This is a genomic window from Candidatus Competibacteraceae bacterium, from assembly GCA_016713505.1.
Taxonomy (GTDB): Bacteria; Pseudomonadota; Gammaproteobacteria; order Competibacterales; family Competibacteraceae; genus Competibacter_A.
The window spans coordinates 3,161,568-3,177,100 of sequence record JADJPA010000001.1 but is presented as its reverse complement, the minus strand read 5'-3'; the positions used below and the strand labels follow the sequence as shown (position 1 = coordinate 3,177,100).

Sequence of the window (15,533 nt, the reverse complement as noted above, 5' to 3'; positions counted from 1 at the left end):
GTCCTTTCATCGGGAAGTATCATGACCCCTTCCGTTCAAACTCCCCCGGCCATCGGGCACGCCTTGCGCCGGACGGTATTTTTCGTGCTGGTCGCCATTACGACGCTGCTCGCGATGGGTTTGTTGGTCAGCGTGTTCCACACCGACGGCCTCAGCCCGATCGAACTGATCTTGCTGCTGCTGTACGCCATCCTGTTCGCTTGGATTTGCATTTCGTTTTGGAGCGCGCTGCTGGGCTTTTGGGTGATGCTGACCGGGCGCGACCACTGGGCGATTTCCCGCCAGCCAGGCACGCCGCCGGACCCGGCCGCGCCGCCGCGCACCGCCCTCCTGATGCCGATTTACAACGAAGACTCGCAACGGGTCTTCGCCGGCCTGCGCGCCGTGCATCGCTCGCTGGCGGATACCGGGCAGCTCGACCGGTTCGACATCTTCATCCTCAGCGACACCCGCGATCCCGATGTCTGGGTGGAAGAGGAACTGCGCTGGCAAGACATGGTGCGCGAACTCGACGGCAAGGGGCGGATTTTCTACCGGAACCGCCCGGAGAACACCAGCCGCAAGACCGGCAATCTGGAAGATTTCTGCACGCGCTGGGGCGGCCGCTACCGCTACATGATCGTGCTCGACGCCGACAGCATCATTAAGGGCGAAACCCTGGTGGAAATGGTGCGGTTGATGGAATGCCATCCGAGGGCGGCGCTGATTCAGACCCCACCGGTGCCGGTCAACCGCGAATCCTTGTTCGCGCGCATCCTGCAATTCGCCGGCAGCATCTACGGGCGGATGTTCACGGCCGGCCTGAACTTTTGGCAGTTGGGCGAAGGGAATTACTGGGGCCATAACGCCATCATTCGCATTCAGCCGTTTCTCGATCATTGCGGGCTCCCGAAATTGCCGGGGCGTGAGCCGTTCGGCGGCGAGATCCTCAGTCACGACTTCGTGGAAGCGGCGCTGCTGCGCCGGGCGGGCTGGGAAGTGTGGCTGGCCTACGACTTGGAAGGCAGCTACGAGGAAATCCCGCCCACCCTGATCGATTACGCCAAACGTGACCGGCGCTGGTGTCAGGGCAACCTCCAGCATCTGCGGCTGGCGCTGTCCCATGGTTTCAACGGCCTCAGCCGGATGCACTTTCTGATGGGGGTGATGTCTTACGCTGCCTCGCCGCTCTGGCTGTTGTTTTTGATCGCCACCGGCGTCCAGGCCTTCCTCCAGACCCAGCACGAAATGGTGTATTTCTTCGGCGAAAACTGGATGCCGGTGTGGCCGGTCTCGTTTGCGGTGGAGATGACCACCGTGCTGCTGGTGACGCTCACCATGCTGTTCCTGCCCAAGCTGCTGGCCTTACTGCTGCTGTTGAAAGACCGCAAGCTGAGCGAGGCGTATGGCGGCATGATCGGCGCCGCGGCCAGCGTGGTGCTGGAAACCGTGTTTTCGGTGCTGACCGCGCCGGTGCTGATGTTGTTTCAAACCAAGTTCGTGCTGGCGATTTTGATGCGGCGTGCGGTCGGTTGGCCGCCGCAGCAGCGCGGCGACCACATGACCAGCTTCAAGGAAGCCGCGCTGGCCCACGGCGGGCATACCTTGATCGGTCTCGTCGTCGGTCTGCTGAGCTATCAATATGTTCCAGCATTCTTCTGGTGGTTGACGCCGGTGTTGTTGGGGCTGGTTTTGTCCGTTCCGGTCTCGATGCTGTCCAGCAGCATCGCCCTAGGCCAACGAGCGCGTGAAATGGGGTTATTTCTGACCCCGGAAGAAACGGCCCCGCCCGCGGTGTTGCTCTATCTGGCGGAAAACCTGCAAGACGACGATCCGGCGCTGGCGGCGCTGCGGGACAGGCCGCACAGCCGCTTCGTTCAGGCGCTGACCGATCCCTACGTCAACGCCCTGCATCTTTCCTTGCTGCCGGTCCGGGAACCACCGGGCAAGCGGCGTCGGCACTATCTGGAAGGGCTGATCCATCAGTTGGAGGAAGAAGGGCCGGACAGTCTGAGCGCGGTGCAAAAGCGCGACTTGATCGCCGAGCCGGAAACCCTGTTGCGGCTGCATGTGCTGTTTTGGAGCCGGCCCCCCGCCAACGCCGGAGCCTTGCCTTGAAGGACCTCCTCCATTGGAAATGACCACAATGACCGCCGAGCCTCAGATCATCGTCTCCAGTCAGGATTTAGAACGGTTGGAAGGACTGCTGGATACGGTATCGCCCGAACACGCGCCCGGACTCGATGCGCTGCGCCACGAATTGGATCGGGCCGAGGTCGTAGAACCCGACGCCATTCCACCGGATGTCATCACCATGAATTCGACGGCGCGCTTCGTGGAAGAAGCCAGCGGCCGGGAATTTGAACTGACCCTGGTTTATCCCGACGACAGCCACATGACCCATGGCACAGTCTCGATCTTGGCGCCAGTCGGCAGCGCCCTGCTGGGTTTGTCGGTCGGTCAGTCTATCGAATGGCCGCTGCCTGGGGGCCGAACCATGACCTTGCGAGTGCTGGCGGTGACCTACCAGCCGGAAGCGACCCGAAAACAGCGCGCTTGATAAGACGCAAGCGCTCCAGCCCGCGAACCCTTGCGGGGAAACTGGCATCACCGGTGGGGGATCGTTAGAATGGTGCGTATTGGAGAGGTGGCAGAGCGGTCGATTGCGACGGTCTTGAAAACCGTTGACCCGCGAGGGTCCGTGGGTTCGAATCCCACCCTCTCCGCCACTTTTGCTGTATCTGCTGTATTTACTGAGATTACAAAATGGTTCGAAGATCACGTCCGCCTAACCACTCGCCCACCGAAAAGTGCTAGAAAAAAGTGCTAGAAAAGGTGCCACGCGGCGGTAAGACGACTTGAGAAGAAAAAGCCGCCCTTGAGATAGTTTTCTTCTTTCCGGCTTCGATCATCCGCTCACAACACGAGTTCGGTCTGTTTGCGGAACTCTTCAATGCTTACTGACTCTCCCGCCACGATCTTCTTGTAAAGAGCCTGCATTTGCTCCGGTTTAATGCCCTTGTTGAGAAAGCGGAACGAGGACGCCGCTACGTACTCAGGTAATGCTTCGAAGGCCATCCAGCGCCGCCCTTCTGCCTCTGCCACCTGCCCAGTAGTGTTCGAACCCCCGAATATGTCCACCACGAGGTCGTCTGGCTCCGTGAGCATCCGAATGAAGAACTCAGGCAGCTTCGCGGGGAAGCGAGCGGGATGGCTCTTGATACCCACGGCCTTGCAGCCTGACAGGTACTGGCCGTTGGATTCGGAATTGGAAATCTGTAGCAGGTTCGGGGGGATCGCCCCGCCGTTATCTTTGGCGAACCCCTTGCCAATGTCGTGCCCGGACGGACGGACCTTGGGCGTGTAGAACTTATCTGGATTCTCAATCAGTTTCTTCATCCTGACGCTATAGGGGGCGAGGACTTTCGTGATGTCTGACTTTGGCCACTCAGTCTTGCTGAACCACCACACGGTGTTGACGGAATCTTTCACGCGCAGCTTGCGCTTGTTGACCCACTCAATCGGACTCGGCAACCTCGACGGATTGAACCAATAGAAATCCTCCGCTAGAAAAAAGCCTAAATCGTCAACCATACGGATCAGGACACGGAAATTGTAAAGACTTCGCGCCGGGACACCCTTCATGTAGGCCCCGCCAAAGTCAACGACAAAGCTGCCGTCATCGCGGAGTTTTCGATGGACGATGCGCCCGAACTCCAAGAACCAATCGATGTAAGCGTGCTGGTCAAGGTTCCTGTATTCCTTCTGGCGTTGCAGAGCGAACGGCGGGCTGGTGACCACAAGGTTCACGCTCTCGTCCGCTAACTCCTCTAGCAACTCGCGCGAGTCGCCAATGAAAGCGACTCCTTTAGAGGTGTAGTAGGCCGGGACAATTTTAGATTTCATCAGCATGTAGTGCTACTCAAAGTCTGTAGATTCATTGTCATCATCTGCGCATTATCGCGCGAATGAACAGGAAGTTAAATTCCTCAACCACAAGAAAGCGTTTCGCGCTGAATCTGAGGAAGGCGCGAGAAGGGCTCGGCCTTTCTCAAGAGGCATTGGCCGATGCAGCAGGCCTACATCGAACCTATGTCGGATCGGTGGAGCGTGGTGAGCGGAATATTTCCATCGACAACATCGAACGATTGGCATTGGCGCTCGGAGTCTCTCCTGCATTACTACTTGAGGAACCGAAGAAGTGATGCTGACGCCGCACGACGACTACCAGCGCCTACTCGAAATCTGGCCCGCCGTACAGGAATATCAGGCTCTTGCCACCAAGCACGGGATTGATGACATATTTCAGGACAATGGCGGCAAGTTGTTGCAGGTTCTACTGATGCTAGGCTTGAAAATCATTCCGGGCCGCGAAGGCAACGATGCAGTGGATGGCTCCGGGCGTGAATATGAACTGAAATCGGTCAACATCGAGCTGACCCACGGATTTTCGACTCATCACCACATGAACCCCGTCATCATTGCTAAATATCGGAAGGTACCTTGGGTGTTTGCAGTCTATCGGCATATTGTGCTTCAAACGGTCTATCTGCTCGAACCCGCTAACCTTGAGTTCTACTTCGACAAGTGGGAGCAGAAGTGGCATGCGGACGGCAGAAAGGACATTAATAACCCGAAAATTCCGATCAAATACGTGATGGCCCACGGACAGATGATCCATGGCACGCCGCCAGACCTTTCCATCAAGCGCAAGCCTAGAACTCCGACGGATGCTGGCGGCTTTGAGCCTGACAAGGTGTAGAACAAGGCTTCTGGCGATCCGAACAGCAGGTTTCCATTTCAATCAGCCCAGCCCCTTCCGCGCCCCACCATGAAATCCGTCGTCGCGCTCCGTCACGTCGCGTTTGAGGATCTCGACGCCTTCGCTCCAGTGCTGCTGGAGCGCGGCTTCGCGATTCGCTATGTGGAAGCCGGGTACGACGACCTCGCCGCGCTGGACCCGCTGGCCGACGAATTGCTGGTGGTGCTGGGCGGGCCGATCGGCGTCTATGAAGACGAAGCCTATCCGTTCATCCGCGACGAATTGCGCCTGTTGGAGACGCGATTGAAGGCCGACCGACCGACGCTCGGCATCTGCCTCGGCTGTCAGATGATGGCGCGGGCGTTGGGCGGCCGGGTTTATCCGGGAGGCCGCAAGGAAATCGGCTGGACGCCGCTGCGCTTGACAGACGCCGGCCTCACGCACCCGCTCGCCGCGTTCGCCGATCGAACCCCGGTGCTGCACTGGCACGGCGACACCTTCGAGTTACCCGACGGCGTGACGCTACTCGCCTCCAGCGATCTCTACCCGCATCAAGCGTTTACCTGGGGCCAGCGCGCGCTGGCTTTGCAATTCCACATCGAGACCAGCGCGTGGGGTCTGGAGCGCTGGTTTATCGGCCATGCCGGGGAAATCGCCGGGACGGAGGGTTTGAGCGTGCCGCTGCTGCGCGCCGAAACCGTCCGCCACGCCGCCGCCGCCCAAGAACGAGGCCGGCGTTGCTGGTCCGCTTGGTTGGAGCAAGTGGGGCTTTCTTGACGGCCTTCCATCATGATCGATCATCCGTATTGACGCTGTCCCAACCCAATTGCGGCAAAAATTTGTTTCTCCAAAAATTGTCTTTAATGAATAAATTACGCTCCGATCAGCCGCGTGTTTCGCTGGCTGTTCGCGGCGATCGCGCTTAAAATTCCAATCCTTCGGAAACGCTCCCTGGCAATCGAGCGCTTCTGGTCTCTTCAACCCTATAAAAACCGAAGGAGAGCCCGATGGAACGCGAAACGATGGAATATGATGTGGTGATCGTCGGCGCTGGCCCATCGGGCCTGTCGGCGGCCATCCGCATCAAACAACTGGCGGCGGAAAACGAGCGGGAGGTCAGCGTCTGCCTCATCGAAAAAGGCTCCGAAGTCGGGGCGCACATCCTGTCCGGCGCGGTGATCGAACCGCGCGCCTTGAACGAACTGATCCCGGATTGGAAGAAGCGGGGCGCACCACTGAATACCCCCGCCACGGAAGATCGCTTCCTGCTGCTGACCCGCGAAATCTCCTACCGGCTGCCGACCCCGCCGCAGATGAACAACCACGGCAACTACATCATCAGCCTGGGCAATCTGTGCCGCTGGCTGGCGACGCAGGCCGAAGCGTTGGGCGTGGAAATCTACCCCGGTTTCGCCGCCGCCGAAGTGCTGTACAACGATGAGGGCGCGGTGGTCGGCGTCGCCACCGGCGACATGGGCCTCAACCGCGAAGGCCAGCCGACCGACCAGTTCGCGCCCGGCATGGAGCTGCGCGCCCGTTACACCCTGTTCGCCGAAGGCTGCCGAGGTTCGCTGACCAAGACCCTGTTCGAGCGTTTCAACTTGCGCGAGGGCGTAGATCCGCAGACCTACGGCATCGGCATCAAGGAACTGTGGGAAGTCGATCCCGCCAAACACGCGCCGGGCAAGATCGTCCACACTGTCGGCTGGCCGCTCGACCCCAGCACCTACGGCGGCTCCTTCCTCTATCACATGGAAAACAACCAGGTAGCGGTCGGCTTCGTGCTCGGCCTGGGGTACGCCAATCCTCATTTATCGCCGTTCGAGGAATTTCAGCGCTTCAAGACCCATCCCGACATCCGCCCGACCTTCGAGGGCGGCCGGCGGATCGCCTACGGCGCGCGCGCTATTTCGGCCGGCGGCATCCAGTCGCTTCCCAAACTGACGTTTCCCGGCGGCGTGCTGATCGGCGACACCGCCGGCTTCCTCAACATGCCCAAGATCAAGGGCACGCATACCGCCATGAAGTCGGGAATGGTGGCGGCGGAAGCGGTGTTCGCGGCGGTCAAGACCGGACGCGGCGCGGATGAAGTGACGGACTATCCCGATAAACTGCGCCAAAGCTGGCTGTGGAAAGAACTCTATGACGTCCGCAACATCAAGCCCTCGTTCAGTTGGGGGCTGTGGGCGGCGATCGCCTATTCGGCGCTCGACACCTACCTGTTCCGGGGTAGGGCGCCGTGGACCTTCCATCACAAGCCCGACCACACCAAGCTGAAGAAAGCCAGCGAGTGCTACAAGATCGACTATCCGAAACCGGATGGGGTGATCAGCTTCGACCGGCTGTCCTCGGTGTTCATCTCCAACACCAACCACGAGGAAGACCAACCCTGCCATCTGACGCTGAAGGACGCCAGCGTGCCGATCCAGGTCAATCTGGCGCTGTACGACGCGCCCGAACAGCGCTACTGCCCGGCCGGCGTCTACGAAATCGTTCGCGACGGCGACGGCAACAACCCACGCTTGCAGATCAACGCCCAGAACTGCGTCCACTGCAAGACCTGCGACATCAAGGACCCCACTCAGAACATCAACTGGGTGACGCCGCAAGGCGGCGGCGGGCCGAATTACCCCAACATGTGAAGCGCCCGCGAGCGCCGGCAAGGCGCTCGCGGCCTCTAGGCTTCCTTGGCTTCCACCGCGCTCGACTGGACCCCCTCGCGGCGCGCCCCGCCGCTGAAGTCGAGCAAATCAGGAGACACCGCCCCGCCGGACAGGACGAAGGTCATCGCTTGATCCATGGTCCAATCGATCACCGTCACGGCGGCCAACGGCACGATTTCCAGATAACCGGAAGTCGGGTTGGGCGCGGTCGGCACGTAGATCACCGCCAGCTCCTGACCCGTGGTTTGGTCGCGCAGGACGCGGGTGATAAAACCCAAGGTCTTCATGCCCGGCCCCGGAAATTCGATCAAGACCACCCGTTGGGACGTTTGGGAGGTTTCCTGCTGAAAGGATTGAATCAGCTTGCGAACCGCGCCGTAAACCGCTTGAACGCCCGGCACCCGGCCGATCAAGGTATCGAAGCTGGCGATCACCCGCCGGCCGATCACCTTGGTCGCCGCCCAACCCAGCAGGTACAATCCGAGCAAGGTAATCAACGCCGCCAGCAGATTTTGAAACCAGACTTGAAGCAACAAATCCGACAAAATCGGCAAGTCGTCGCGGATCGCGCGGGACAGCGCCCAAACGCCGGGTTTGCCGGCTCGGGTCAACTGACGCAGGACAATCTCGAACACCAACCAGGTGATCCAGATCGGGACGATGGTCAAAATCCCGGTGAGCAGATACCGTTGCGCGTGTGGGGATAGCTTGTGAGGCAGTTTGCTGGACGGCATTGCTCGAAACCTCAAGGGACCCACACAGTAGCTGATTTATGGCGACCGTTCCAGTGAAGCGCAAGGCCGCCCACCCGCCAAGACCGTTCTGGGGCCGACGGTCCAGAAAAGTGCGGGCTCGGCGCACACCTATTGCGTGCTATGCTACTTGGGCTGCCCGCGCGTGCGCGGCTATCCGGGTTCCTGGTCGGGCTGGGGCAACGATCCCGCCTTGCCGGTCGCGGTCTGAACGCGCCGTCAACCGGCGGCGAGCGGCGCCACGAACAAACGCTGGCGATAAAAGCGCAACTCCTCAATCGAATCCCGAATGTCCTGTAACGCCAAATGGGTTGAGCTTTTGTTGAACCCCTTGCCCTGCTCCGGGTACCAGCGCCGCGCCAATTCCTTAAGGGTGCTCACGTCTAGGTTGCGATAGTGGAAATAGGCTTCCAATTCCGGCATACAGCGGGCCAGAAACCGTCGGTCCTGGCAGATGCTGTTGCCGCACATCGGCGATTTTCCCTTCGGTACGTGCCGGCTCAGAAATTCCAAGGTCAGCCGTTCGGCCTCTCCTTCATCCGTGGTGCTGGCGCGGACGCGCTCGATCAAGCCGGATTCGCCGTGTTGCTTCTGATTCCAGTCATCCATCGCCGCCAGCATCGCATCGCTTTGATGGATGGCCAACATCGGGCCCTCGGCTAGAATGGCGAGCTGGCTGTCGGTAACGATGGTGGCAATTTCGATGATACGGTCGGTTTGCGTGTTCAAACCGGTCATTTCCAAATCGATCCAGATCAGATTATCGGGAGACATGAGTTCTTTTAACGGTACGGGCCGGGTGGAACAATCGGCTTGCCAGCGCCGGACGAGCCTATCGGGTGAGCGCGAGTTTAACCTGATTTCCGCGCCCGCGCGTGCGGCTGTCGCATGAGCCGTCGTCTGACCCGCCGCCAGCAACAGCGTATCGACCGCTCGCAGGAACGCCGCCGGGAATTGGCCGGCAAAAAATTGCAACGGCTCGATGAAGGGGGGCTCGGTCCAGAGCAGGTCGGTTTGGTGCTGACCCATCACGGCCACACTCTGATCATCGAGGACAACGACGGTCAGTTGCACCGCTGCGCGGCGCGCCAAAATCTGGGCCGGCTGGCCTGCGGCGACCGGGTGGTCTGGCAATTATCCAGCGTGGGCGACGGCGTGGTGGTGGCGATCGGCGAGCGCCGCTCGCTGCTGACCCGTCTCGATTACAACAGTCAACCGCGCCCGCTCGCCGCCAATCTCGACACGGTGGCGGTGGTGCTAGCGCCGGCGCCGGAACCGAGCGAATATCTGATCGACCGTTATCTGGTCGCCATCGCCGCCGCCGGGGCGCAAGGCTTATTGGTGCTGAACAAGGTTGATCTGCTCGATCCGCCGACGCTGGCCGCGCTGCTCGCACGGATGGAACCTTACCGCCGGATCGGTTATCCGCTGTTGCAAGCCAGCAGCTACAGCGCGCAAGGGCTAGCCGGGTTGCGCGACGGGCTGCGCGGGCGCGTTAGCCTGCTGGTGGGCCAATCCGGGGTCGGTAAATCCTCGTTGATCAAAGCGCTGTTGCCGGATCGCGACATCCGCATTCAGGCGGTGTCGGCGGCGACCGGCCACGGCGCTCATACCACCAGCGCCAGCACCCTCTATCACCTGCCGGATGGTGGCGATCTGATCGACACCCCCGGCGTGCGCAGCTTCGAATTGGGCGAGATCAGTCCGAACGATCTGGAACGCGGCTTTCCGGAGCTGGCCCCCTATGTTAACCGCTGCCGGTTTGCTGACTGCCAACATGATGTTGAACCGAATTGCGCGCTGCGGGAGGCGGTCTCCAAGGGAGTTATCGCCCCTCGCCGGCTGGACAGCTACCGGCAATTGCGGGCCGAACTGGCAGCGGCGACCAAACCGGGACGACACGCTCCGTGACCTTTCTGCTGTCCGGCATTTTGTTGGGGTTGAGCGGTGGACTTTCACCGGGTCCACTGTTGGCTCTGGTCGCCAGTGAAACCTTGCGCCACGGCGTTCGCGCCGGGATTTGGGTGGCGCTGGCCCCTTTGGTGACGGACCTTCCGATCATCACGGCGGCGGTGCTGTTGCTGCGACCGCTGGCTGACCAGAATCTGCCGCTGGCGCTGATCACGCTCAGCGGCGGGCTGTATCTCGCTTGGCTGGGCTGGCGGGGTTTGCGGTTTCGGGGCGCGGAGCTAGGGTCGGATGACTCGGCCGGCGCGTGGCGGCGCGGCGCAATCGCCAATCTCCTCAATCCCAGCCCTTATCTGTTCTGGCTGGCCGTGGGCGCGCCGACCGTGCTGGCGGCGTGGCGAGAGGGCTGGCCGTCCGCCGTCGCGTTCGTCGGCGCGTTCTACCTGATGCTGGTCGGCTCCAAGATCGTGCTGGCGCTGGCGCTGGGCCGCACCCAGCAGGTGTTGCTGCGCAGCGGCGGCTATATCGTCTTGATGCGAGGCATGGGCTTTCTGCTGCTGGGTTATGCGCTGTTTTTTCTGGGCGAGGGCTGGCGGTTTTTGAACAATGCGGTGGCGATGCCACCATCACTTTGAATCCATTCTGTCTTTTGCAAATTTCCCACGTTCCTTAACTTTGGAGTTGTTTATGTTAGTACGCCGTTTGTTCTGGCCCCTCGTGTTGCTGCTGGTACTAGGTCTCGGTTTCGGTTCCGGCGCTCGTACCGCCGACAAGGCCGTTATTCTATTGAACGTGTCCTACGATCCCACCCGCGAGTTCTACACTGACTTCAATGCGGCCTTCAACAAATTCTGGCAGGCCAAGACCGGCGAGTCGGTCACGGTCCGACAATCGCACGGCGGCTCCGGCAAGCAAGCCCGCTCGGTGATCGATGGCCTGGAAGCGGATATCGTGACGCTGGCCTTGGCCTACGACATTGATGAAATCAGCGCCAAGGGGAAACTGCTGCCGGCCGACTGGCAAAAGCGGTTGCCGCACAACAGCGCGCCTTACACCTCGACCATCGTATTTCTGGTGCGCAAGGGCAATCCCAAAGGCATCAAGGACTGGGACGATCTGGTCAAGCCGGGAGTCAGCGTGGTCACGCCCAACCCCAAGACCTCGGGCGGCGCGCGCTGGAATTATCTGGCGGCCTGGAGCCACGCCCTGCACCAGCCCGGCGGCGACGAGGCCAAGGCCCGCGACTTCGTGGCCAAGCTCTATCGGAACGTACCGGTCCTGGATTCCGGGGCGCGCGGTTCCACCACCACCTTTGTCGAACGCGAGATCGGCGACGTATTGCTGACTTGGGAAAATGAAGCGTTTCTTGCTGTCAAGGAGATGCACAAAGGAGATTTCGAGATCGTACTGCCCTCGACCAGCATTCTGGCGGAACCGCCGGTGGCGCTGATCGACAAGGTTGCCGACAAGCATCAGGTCCGCGCGACCGCGCAAGCCTATCTCGAATACCTGTACAGCGCGGAAGCCCAGGAACTGGCGGCCAAGCATTATTACCGTCCGCGAGATCAGGCTGTGGCCGAACGTTATCGGGCGCAGTTTCCAGCGCTGAAACTGTTGACAGTCGATGAAGTATTCGGTGGTTGGGCCAAGGCGCAAGCCGCGCACTTCAAGGACGGCGGCACCTTCGATCAGATTTACCAGCCGGAGCGCTGACGGTCATGCGCTCCAGCGCCAGCATGGGCTGAGACTTCAACAGGCGGCGTCATCTTGGGTCAGGCGCACGCGCTTTTGGTGCAGGTAGACGCGAATCGCGCGGCGGCGGTTGCTTTCTTCGCCGGTCAACGCGCTCAGCTTGCGTTGGCACTCGGGGTCGTCCGGCTGTAGATCGCACATTTTTTCCACAAACTCGGCCGCTTCATCATACGCTCCGATCTCCATGAGCATATCGCTCAACAAGTCCAGCGACGCTAGATGATCCGGGTCCACGCGCAGGCCTTGAACCAGTAAAGGCAGGATGCCGGAAACAATGTCTTCCGAGTCGTGCAAATCAAGCTCGACCGCTTCCCGCCATTGCTGGCAGGCCCGCGCATAAAGCTCGGTGGCCGTTGCGTTCTCCACGAATGACCCTCATGCCTGTGTTTTTCATCATTTTGGCATGGGATTCAAGGCTTGCAATCGGAATCGGTCGGTCTTGCATAAAATCGCTGTCAAGCCGCTGTTCCGCGCGCTGGCCGAAGTCAATCCGAGCCCAGCGCCGCCCCGCCGCCGCGGATCACTTCGGTATAAAAGCGGGCGCTGGCCTTGGGCGTGCGCTGCTGGGTGGCGTAGTCGACGTGAACCAGCCCGAACCGCTGCGAGTAGCCGTAGGCCCATTCGAAATTATCCAGCAGCGACCAAGCGAAGTAGCCTCGCACATCGACGCCGTTCCGCCGCGCCTCCAGTACCGCGCGCAGATGAGCGCGCAGATAAGCCTGGCGCAACGGATCGGCGATTTCGCCTTTGGTATGGGGCGGGTCGTAGAACGCCGAACCATTTTCGGTGACGTACAACGGCAACGGCCCATAGCGGCCAGCCACCCATTCCAGTATGTCGGTCAGCCCTTGCGGGTAAACTTCCCAGCCCAGGCCGGTATGGGTCTGTTGGGGTTGGCGCACGCGGGCGGCGGCCAGCGGCCAGTCGGCGGGATCGTGGCGGACCACTTGCCGGCTGTAGTAATTGATACCGAGAAAATCAAGCGGCTGCTTAATCAGCTCGAAATCCGCCTCAGTAAAGGTCGGCCACGCCGCGCCGAAGATCTCGGGCAGTTCGGGTGGGTAACTCCCCAAAAAAACCGGATCGAGATAAAAGCGGTTCCAGTAGGCGTCCGCGCGCATGGTGGCGTCTAAATCCTCGGCGGTTGCGCTGGCCGGATATTTCGGCTCCAGGTTGACCACCAAGCCGATCTGATGGCGGCCTTCGGCGCGATAAGCCTGCACGGCGCGACCGTGCGCCCGCAACAAGTTGTGGGCGGCGACCGGCGCGGCGAAGGGGTTGCGCTGGCCGGGCGCCAAGCCGCCGTGCAGATAACCACCGTCCACCACCACCCACGGTTCGTTCAGCGTCACCCACAACTTCACCCGGTCGCCCAGCGCCCGAAACAGCACGCGGGCGTAATCGGCGAACCAGTCGGCGCTGTCGGGATTGAGCCAACCGCCCAACCGGTCCAGAGCGGCCGGCAAATCCCAATGATAGAGCGTCACCATCGGTTGGATGCCTTGTTCCAGCACCGCATCCACCAGTCGTTGGTAAAAATCCAGTCCAGCCGAATTGACGCGTCCGCGCCCCTCCGGCAGCACTCGCCCCCACGCCACGCTGAAACGATAGGCGTTCAGGCCAAGCGCCCGCATTAACGCGATATCTTCCCGATAGCGGTGATAGTGATCGCACGCCGTATCGCCGGTATCGCCGTCGCAAGTCCGGCCCGGTGTGTGGGAAAACTCGTGCCAGATGCTGGCCCCGGCGCCGTCGGCCAGCGGCGAACCTTCGATCTGATAAGCTGAGGTGGCGGCGCCCCACAGAAAATCGGCGGGGAACCCAGTCGCTTCGTTCATGAGCGAAAATCCCAAAATGACATTTAGGGAATGGAATCGGCGGCTCCGTTGACCAAGGTCAAGCCGTCGGTTCCAAACAGATGCAATCGGCTCGCGTCCATGACGAGGCGAACCGGTTGGCCCTTGTCGAACGGGCGGATGCCGGCCAGCCGCGCCACTAACACCGGCGCGGGCGCAATCATGCCGTCGATCCGTACATGCAACAGAGTCTCGTGACCCAGATATTCGGCATCGACCACCGTCGCGCTCAACCCGCTCGCATCTGTGGAGACCAGTCGCAGATGTTCGGGCCGGATGCCGGCGGTCAACGGGCCATCGAGCCAAGCTCGCCAGCGCTCGACGGTCGGCTCGGGCAACGTCAAGGGCAAACTCTGTTCGCCCGCGCGCAGCGTCAGGCCGCCATCGGCGGCGGTCAGTTGCGCGGGAAACAGATTCATCGGCGGGTTGCCGATAAAGCTGGCGACGAAAACGTTGGCCGGCCGTTCGTACAGCGCTTGCGGCGGCGCGACCTGTTGCAGCCGGCCGCGATCCATCACCGCCACCCGATCGCCCAAGGTCATCGCCTCGGCCTGATCGTGGGTGACGTAGATGGTGGTGATACCGGTCCGCTCCAGCAATTCGCCGATTTCAGCGCGGATTTGCACCCGCAGTCGGGCGTCCAGATTGGACAAAGGCTCATCCATCAGAAACACGGCGGGCTGGCGGACCAGCGCCCGGCCCATCGCCACCCGCTGGCGCTGGCCGCCGGACAGTTGCCGGGGCAGCCGTTCGAGCAGGTCGCCGAGGCTGAGCAGTTCGGCCACCCAGGCCACCAAACGGGTGATTTCAGCTTCGGGCAGATCGCGCATTTTCAGCGGGAATTCCAGATTGCGCCGCACCGTCATGTGCGGGTAGAGGGCGTAATCCTGAAACACCATGGCCAGATTGCGCTGCTGCGGCGGCAGCGCGTTGACCGGCTGGCCGCCGATGCGCAGCGTGCCGCGCGTCACCGTCTCCAGCCCGGCCAGCAAGCGCAGCAGCGTGGACTTGCCGCAGCCGGAAGGCCCGACGAACGCCACCAGCTCGCCATCGGCGACCGCGAGGTTGTAGTCGAAGATCGCCTGGGTGCCGCCGGGATAGATTTTGTCGATGTGCTCGAAGTCGATGCTGGCCATGGCATAAGCTTGGTGAGACGGATCGTCCTCAGTAGCTTAGCAAACCAGAGAATTAGTGCTTTATGATCTTGCAGGCCGCGCTCAACGATTCCGGGAGATAGCGGTAATGGCCAGTGATGGCATAGGCGAACAAGATATTGTCCTCCACGGCCCCGGCTCCGATATTGTGGATCACCAGCGGCGTCCCCGCCTCGGAAAGCCGGTCGGAAACGATCCCGATATGCGGAACGCCGGCCGGCAAGCGCCACGTCACCAGATCGCCCGGCAGATACGCGTTCGGATCGGCTCCGGTCGGTGCGGCCTGGCCGTGCCGCCTGAAGAATTGGGCCAGATTGGGGACGCGGCGATGGTCGATGTTCGGATCGGGCCGCTTGAGACCCCAAAGTTTCGGATAAGCCGAACCGTCCCGCCGCATGTCCTCGTGCATCAGCCGCTGCAAGTCGATTCCGAAGGGGCGGTAGGCGCGCACGATGACATCGGTGCACACGCCCCGCTCCGGCGGCACGTCGCCGCCCGGATAGTCCAGCACCACGTAGCGGCTATCGTAGAGCTTGGTGACGCCGACCTGCTTGCGGGCGGCCTCGACCAGACAGGAACCGGGCTGAGCCAACGCTGACGGTGCTAGCGCCGTCAGCAGCAGTACGTTGAAACTCCAATGAACGATGAAACGGCACCGAGAATGAAGTCCGGCGGCAACGCTCGCGCCGCGCTTGCGCATAACAAGG

Annotated in this window: 16 protein-coding genes and 1 tRNA gene; 10 read left to right on the top strand and 7 right to left on the bottom strand. The window is 61.2% G+C overall.

What is annotated here, in order from left to right; genetic code table 11:
- The first annotated feature begins 21 nt into the window (after positions 1 to 21).
- From mdoH to IPK09_14475, 3 genes are all read left to right on the top strand, one after another.
- Positions 22 to 2,097 carry a glucans biosynthesis glucosyltransferase MdoH gene (mdoH, locus tag IPK09_14485; GenBank protein ID MBK7984807.1) on the top strand — a complete coding sequence of 692 codons (2,076 nt, stop codon included), beginning with the start codon at positions 22 to 24 and terminating at the stop codon, positions 2,095 to 2,097.
- Between the two features lie 28 nt (positions 2,098 to 2,125).
- Positions 2,126 to 2,539, top strand: coding sequence for a nucleoside diphosphate kinase regulator (gene rnk, locus IPK09_14480; GenBank protein MBK7984806.1), 414 nt, complete (start codon positions 2,126 to 2,128; stop codon positions 2,537 to 2,539).
- 81 nt (positions 2,540 to 2,620) lie between these two features.
- Positions 2,621 to 2,708: transfer RNA gene (locus IPK09_14475), tRNA-Ser, on the top strand.
- 187 nt (positions 2,709 to 2,895) lie between these two features.
- Here IPK09_14475 and IPK09_14470 read toward each other — a convergent pair.
- Positions 2,896 to 3,891, bottom strand: a complete 996-nt coding sequence (locus tag IPK09_14470) for a site-specific DNA-methyltransferase (GenBank protein MBK7984805.1) — start codon at positions 3,889 to 3,891, stop codon at positions 2,896 to 2,898.
- Between the two features lie 56 nt (positions 3,892 to 3,947).
- Between IPK09_14470 and IPK09_14465 the strand changes: the two genes are divergently transcribed.
- From IPK09_14465 to IPK09_14450, 4 genes are all read left to right on the top strand, one after another.
- Positions 3,948 to 4,184, top strand: coding sequence for a helix-turn-helix transcriptional regulator (locus IPK09_14465; GenBank protein MBK7984804.1), 237 nt, complete (start codon positions 3,948 to 3,950; stop codon positions 4,182 to 4,184).
- The gene (locus IPK09_14460) at positions 4,184 to 4,741 is read left to right on the top strand and encodes a restriction endonuclease (protein MBK7984803.1); all 558 of its coding nucleotides are present in this window, start codon (positions 4,184 to 4,186) and stop codon (positions 4,739 to 4,741) included. Before IPK09_14465 ends, IPK09_14460 begins: the two co-directional genes overlap by 1 nt.
- A gap of 69 nt (positions 4,742 to 4,810) precedes the next feature.
- Positions 4,811 to 5,518 carry a glutamine amidotransferase gene (locus tag IPK09_14455; GenBank protein ID MBK7984802.1) on the top strand — a complete coding sequence of 236 codons (708 nt, stop codon included), beginning with the start codon at positions 4,811 to 4,813 and terminating at the stop codon, positions 5,516 to 5,518.
- Between the two features lie 230 nt (positions 5,519 to 5,748).
- Entirely contained in the window at positions 5,749 to 7,383 is a 1,635-nt protein-coding gene (locus IPK09_14450) for an electron transfer flavoprotein-ubiquinone oxidoreductase (protein ID MBK7984801.1), read from the top strand.
- Between the two features lie 35 nt (positions 7,384 to 7,418).
- Here the strand turns inward: IPK09_14450 and IPK09_14445 are convergent, their stop codons facing one another.
- Together IPK09_14445 and orn are read right to left on the bottom strand one after the other, a co-directional pair.
- Complete coding sequence (locus tag IPK09_14445) at positions 7,419 to 8,138, bottom strand: DUF502 domain-containing protein (GenBank protein ID MBK7984800.1); 720 nt, start codon at positions 8,136 to 8,138, stop codon at positions 7,419 to 7,421.
- Between the two features lie 237 nt (positions 8,139 to 8,375).
- The gene (gene orn / locus IPK09_14440; GenBank protein MBK7984799.1) at positions 8,376 to 8,930 is read right to left on the bottom strand and encodes an oligoribonuclease; all 555 of its coding nucleotides are present in this window, start codon (positions 8,928 to 8,930) and stop codon (positions 8,376 to 8,378) included.
- 114 nt (positions 8,931 to 9,044) lie between these two features.
- Here orn and rsgA point away from each other — a divergent pair, with 114 nt between their 5' ends.
- The 3 genes from rsgA to IPK09_14425 are packed head-to-tail and all read left to right on the top strand — an operon-like array spanning position 9,045 to position 11,777.
- Complete coding sequence (gene rsgA, locus IPK09_14435; GenBank protein ID MBK7984798.1) at positions 9,045 to 10,067, top strand: small ribosomal subunit biogenesis GTPase RsgA; 1,023 nt, start codon at positions 9,045 to 9,047, stop codon at positions 10,065 to 10,067.
- Complete coding sequence (locus IPK09_14430) at positions 10,064 to 10,699, top strand: LysE family transporter (protein ID MBK7984797.1); 636 nt, start codon at positions 10,064 to 10,066, stop codon at positions 10,697 to 10,699. Before rsgA ends, IPK09_14430 begins: the two co-directional genes overlap by 4 nt.
- Before the next feature lie 52 nt (positions 10,700 to 10,751).
- Positions 10,752 to 11,777 (top strand): sulfate ABC transporter substrate-binding protein, encoded by a 1,026-nt coding sequence (locus tag IPK09_14425; GenBank protein ID MBK7984796.1) that lies wholly within the window; start codon positions 10,752 to 10,754, stop codon positions 11,775 to 11,777.
- A 36-nt stretch (positions 11,778 to 11,813) separates the two neighbouring features.
- On the opposite strand, the gene IPK09_14420 is transcribed toward IPK09_14425, so the two are convergent.
- The 4 genes from IPK09_14420 to IPK09_14405 all read right to left on the bottom strand — a co-directional run bounded on the left by IPK09_14420 (position 11,814) and on the right by IPK09_14405 (position 15,526).
- On the bottom strand, positions 11,814 to 12,182 hold the full coding sequence (locus IPK09_14420) for a hypothetical protein (protein MBK7984795.1): 369 nt from the start codon (positions 12,180 to 12,182) through the stop codon (positions 11,814 to 11,816).
- Positions 12,183 to 12,301: 119 nt separating this feature from the next.
- Entirely contained in the window at positions 12,302 to 13,654 is a 1,353-nt protein-coding gene (locus IPK09_14415) for a beta-glucosidase (GenBank protein MBK7984794.1), read from the bottom strand.
- Between the two features lie 23 nt (positions 13,655 to 13,677).
- The gene (locus IPK09_14410; GenBank protein ID MBK7984793.1) at positions 13,678 to 14,808 is read right to left on the bottom strand and encodes an ABC transporter ATP-binding protein; all 1,131 of its coding nucleotides are present in this window, start codon (positions 14,806 to 14,808) and stop codon (positions 13,678 to 13,680) included.
- A 52-nt stretch (positions 14,809 to 14,860) separates the two neighbouring features.
- On the bottom strand, positions 14,861 to 15,526 hold the full coding sequence (locus IPK09_14405) for a DUF1287 domain-containing protein (GenBank protein MBK7984792.1): 666 nt from the start codon (positions 15,524 to 15,526) through the stop codon (positions 14,861 to 14,863).
- Between the last annotated feature and the right edge of the window lie 7 nt (positions 15,527 to 15,533).

Coding starts and splice junctions, on each gene's coding strand:
- mdoH (MBK7984807.1), top strand. CDS start 22: ATGACCCCTTCCGTTCAAACTCCCCCGGCCATCGGGCACGCCTTGCGC.
- rnk (MBK7984806.1), top strand. CDS start 2,126: ATGACCGCCGAGCCTCAGATCATCGTCTCCAGTCAGGATTTAGAACGG.
- IPK09_14470 (MBK7984805.1), bottom strand. CDS start 3,891: ATGCTGATGAAATCTAAAATTGTCCCGGCCTACTACACCTCTAAAGGA.
- IPK09_14465 (MBK7984804.1), top strand. CDS start 3,948: ATGAACAGGAAGTTAAATTCCTCAACCACAAGAAAGCGTTTCGCGCTG.
- IPK09_14460 (MBK7984803.1), top strand. CDS start 4,184: ATGCTGACGCCGCACGACGACTACCAGCGCCTACTCGAAATCTGGCCC.
- IPK09_14455 (MBK7984802.1), top strand. CDS start 4,811: ATGAAATCCGTCGTCGCGCTCCGTCACGTCGCGTTTGAGGATCTCGAC.
- IPK09_14450 (MBK7984801.1), top strand. CDS start 5,749: ATGGAACGCGAAACGATGGAATATGATGTGGTGATCGTCGGCGCTGGC.
- IPK09_14445 (MBK7984800.1), bottom strand. CDS start 8,138: ATGCCGTCCAGCAAACTGCCTCACAAGCTATCCCCACACGCGCAACGG.
- orn (MBK7984799.1), bottom strand. CDS start 8,930: ATGTCTCCCGATAATCTGATCTGGATCGATTTGGAAATGACCGGTTTG.
- rsgA (MBK7984798.1), top strand. CDS start 9,045: ATGAGCCGTCGTCTGACCCGCCGCCAGCAACAGCGTATCGACCGCTCG.
- IPK09_14425 (MBK7984796.1), top strand. CDS start 10,752: ATGTTAGTACGCCGTTTGTTCTGGCCCCTCGTGTTGCTGCTGGTACTA.
- IPK09_14415 (MBK7984794.1), bottom strand. CDS start 13,654: ATGAACGAAGCGACTGGGTTCCCCGCCGATTTTCTGTGGGGCGCCGCC.
- IPK09_14410 (MBK7984793.1), bottom strand. CDS start 14,808: ATGGCCAGCATCGACTTCGAGCACATCGACAAAATCTATCCCGGCGGC.
- IPK09_14405 (MBK7984792.1), bottom strand. CDS start 15,526: ATGCGCAAGCGCGGCGCGAGCGTTGCCGCCGGACTTCATTCTCGGTGC.